This is a genomic window from Actinosynnema sp. NPDC059797 (genome assembly GCF_042732085.1).
GTDB lineage: Bacteria > Actinomycetota > Actinomycetes > Mycobacteriales > Pseudonocardiaceae > Actinosynnema.
Genome location: NZ_JBHWIE010000570.1, coordinates 1 through 3,271, shown reverse-complemented (window position 1 = coordinate 3,271; position 3,271 = coordinate 1). Strand labels below are relative to the sequence as shown.

At 72.8% G+C, this 3,271-nt stretch carries 2 protein-coding genes; both read left to right on the top strand.

What is annotated here, in order from left to right; translation table 11 throughout:
- Nucleotides 1-125 precede the first annotated feature (125 nt).
- A complete protein-coding gene (locus ACFV4N_RS41750) occupies nucleotides 126-1,406 on the top strand; it encodes an MFS transporter (protein WP_499678229.1) in 1,281 nt (426 codons plus the stop codon).
- Nucleotides 1,403-3,271, top strand: a 1,869-nt coding sequence (locus ACFV4N_RS41745; RefSeq protein ID WP_499678228.1) for a RiPP maturation radical SAM C-methyltransferase, incomplete at its 3' end; no start/stop codon positions are given. The genes ACFV4N_RS41750 and ACFV4N_RS41745, both read left to right, overlap by 4 nt.

Genomic DNA, 3,271 nt, shown 5'->3' with positions numbered 1-3,271 from the left:
GTTCCTCGCCTCCGGGACCTGTTCGATAGTCAACGCGCGCCGTCACCTGGTGTTCCCGTCCGGTCGGACGGAGGACCTCGACGGCGTGGTCTGCCAGTGTCCTCCGTGCGGCGATGGGTGATGACGTGTCCCTGAATTCCGAACTCCGGCGTACCGGGTTCTTCCGGCTGTGGGCGGCCGAGTCGACTTCGCTGATCGGCTCGCAGGTCACCCTGTTCGCCCTGCCGCTGGTCGCGGTGCTCACGCTGGACGCGGGCGCCTGGGAGATGGGCCTGCTGGCCGCCGCCGGGTCGCTGGCCGTGCTGCTCTTCGGGCTGTCCGCGGGCGTGTGGGCCGACCAGTACGAGCGCCGCAACGTCATGCGGCTGGCGAACCTGGTGCGGGCGGTCACGCTGCTGCTCGTGCCGGTCCTGTACTGGCTGGACTCGCTGAGCGTCTGGGTGCTGTTCGCGGTCTCGTTCGTCGTCGGCGCGATGACCCTGCTGTTCGAGAGCGCCCTCTCCAGCTACGTGCCCAGGCTCGTCGGCCGGTCCTCCCTGACGCAGGCGAACTCGTGGCTCCAGGGCACCGAGGCGGTCGGCGAGGTCGGCGGCCCCGGTGTCGCCGGCCTGCTGGTGCAGGTCCTGGGCGCGCCGGTGACCATCCTGGTCGACAGCATCACCTACCTGGTGAGCACGGCGACGCTGAGCACCCTGCCGAAGGCGCCGCCGAAGGAGGTCGCGCCCGAGGAGCGGACCGGCCACTTCCGCGCCGCGCTGCGCGGCGTGTCCCTGGTGTGGCGCAACGACATCCTGCGGCCGCTGGCGCTGTCCGCCGCGCACTTCAACCTTTTCACCGCGATGTTCTTCGCCGTGTACGTGCTCTACGTGGTGCGCGTGCTCGGCTTCAGCCCGCTGCTGCTCGGCGTGTGCACCGCCCTCGGCGGTGTCGGCGGCCTGGCGGCGTCCACGCTCGTCGGCCCGATCAGCGGGCGCACCGGCCTCGGCCGGATGCTGATCGCCTGCTACGCGCTGCCGGGCGCGGCGGGTTTGCTGGTCCCGGCCGCGGAGGGCGCGCCGACCTGGGTGGCGGTGGCGCTGGTCGGCGGGTCGTCGCTGTTCTGGTCCTTCTGCGTCGTCCTGCTGCTGGTGTCGGGGATGACCATCCGCCAGGCCCTGGTCGACGACTCCTACCTGGGGCGCACGACCGCCACGTTCCGCTTCCTGACCTGGGGCGTCGAGCCGATTGGCGCGATCGCCGGCGGCGCGCTGGCGGCGGGGCCGCTCGGGATGCGCGCGACGCTCGTGCTCGCGTCCGCGGGCATCGCCCTGTCGACGACCTGGACCGCGCTGAGCGGGGTCCGCCGGTTCCACCGGGTGCCGGAGCACGACGAGTCCGATCGACCTGACGCGGAGGTCAGCCGATGACCGGCGTTTCCCTGCCGCACCCGCGCGTGCCCCGCCGGCCGGGACCGGCGCGGCCCCGCCGGGTCCTGATGGTGTGCATGCCGTGGGCGTCGGTGGACATGCCGTCGCTGGCGCTGAGCACCCTCGTGCCCCTGGTGGCGGAGCACGACGGGGTGTCCGAGGTGGACGTGCTGTACGCGAACCTGCGCTGGGTCGAATACCTGCACGAGCGCAGCTCCGGGAGCATCGGCGAGCGCGACTACAACGTGATCGCCCGGGGCGACTTCACCGGCATGGGCGAGTGGGTGTTCTCGCCGGCGCTGTACCCGACGCCCGCGCCGGAGGAGACCCCGTTCTACGCCCTCGCCCGGGAGCAGGGCGCGGACCTCGAAGCGCCGGCGCGGATGTTCGGCCACTCGCGCGGTTTCGTCGACGAGCTGGCCCGGGAGATCGTGCGGAGCGGTCCGGACGTGGTCGGGCTGACCACCACCTTCGACCAGAACATCGCCTCGCTGGCGCTGGCCAAGCGCATCAAGGAGCTGGCGCCCCACGTCGTGACCGTGCTGGGCGGCGCGAACTGCGACGGGTCGCAGGGCGCCGCGCTGCACCGCGCGTTCGGGTTCCTGGACCACGTCGTCCGCGGCGAGGCCGAGCTGGTGCTGGTCGAGCTGCTCGACGCGCTGGCCGCGCAGGCGGCGGGCGAGGACGTCGCGCCGGCGCTGAGGGCCATCAGCGGCCTGTGCTGGCGCGAGGACGGCCGCAGCGTGGTCAACCCGCTCAGCGGCGGGATGGTGCCGATGGCCCGGGTGCCCGCGCCCCGGTTCGACGAGTACTTCGCCGAGTTCCACCGCACGCGGGCGTGCCGCGACGTGCTGCCCAAGATCTGCGTGGAGGGCGGGCGGGGCTGCTGGTGGGGCGAGAAGCACCACTGCACCTTCTGCGGGCTCAACGGCTCGCTGATGACCCACCGGTCCAAGCCGCCGGAGCGGATGCTGGAGGAGATCGTCTCCGCCGTGCGCGAGCACCGCGCGCTGGACGTCGTGTTCGCCGACAACATCCTCGACATGGGCTACCTCGACTCGCTGATCCCCGACCTCGGCGAGACGGGCTGGGACCTGCGGTTGTTCTTCGAGGTCAAGTCCAACCTGGGGTACCGCCAGCTGCGCGCCCTCGCCGACGGCGGGGTGACCCAGATCCAGCCCGGCATCGAGAACCTCAGCAGCCGGGTGCTCAAGCTGATGCGCAAGGGCGTGCAGGGCTGGCAGAACATCCGGTTCCTGCGGGACTGCCGCAGCCTGGCCATCTTCCCGAGCTGGAACTTCCTCTACGGCTTCCCCGGCGAGACCTGGGACGACTACGCGCCGATCGTGGCGCAGCTGCCGAACCTGGTGCACCTGTTCCCGCCCGACGCCTGGCCCCGGGTCCGGCTCACCCGGTTCAGCCCGTACTTCGACGACCCCGGCCTGGGCATGGTCAACGAGGGGCCCTCCGGCCTGCTCTCCTCGATCTACCAGGAGTCGGTCGAGGACCTGTCCGACCTGGTGTACGTGTTCGACAGCGCGCCCGCCGGCATCGGCCGGGCCGAGGGCGAGGCGCTGGTCGCGGGGCTGACCGCCTGGAACGACGGCCACCCCGGGGCGCGCCTGGTCGCGGTCGAGCGGCCCGGCGGGCTGTCGATCGTCGACGAGCGGGTCCGGGGCCGGCGCCGGGAGTTCGAGCTGACCGGCGCGGAGGGCCTGCTCTACCGGGACCTGCTGAAGGGGCGGACGCTCGCGGCGCTGGCCAGGCGCGCCGCCGAGGCCGGCCTCGCGCTCGGCGGGGCGGAACCGGCCGAGGTGGTGGCGGGCTGGGTGGACGCGGGCCTGGGGGTCCGGGTCGGCGAGCAC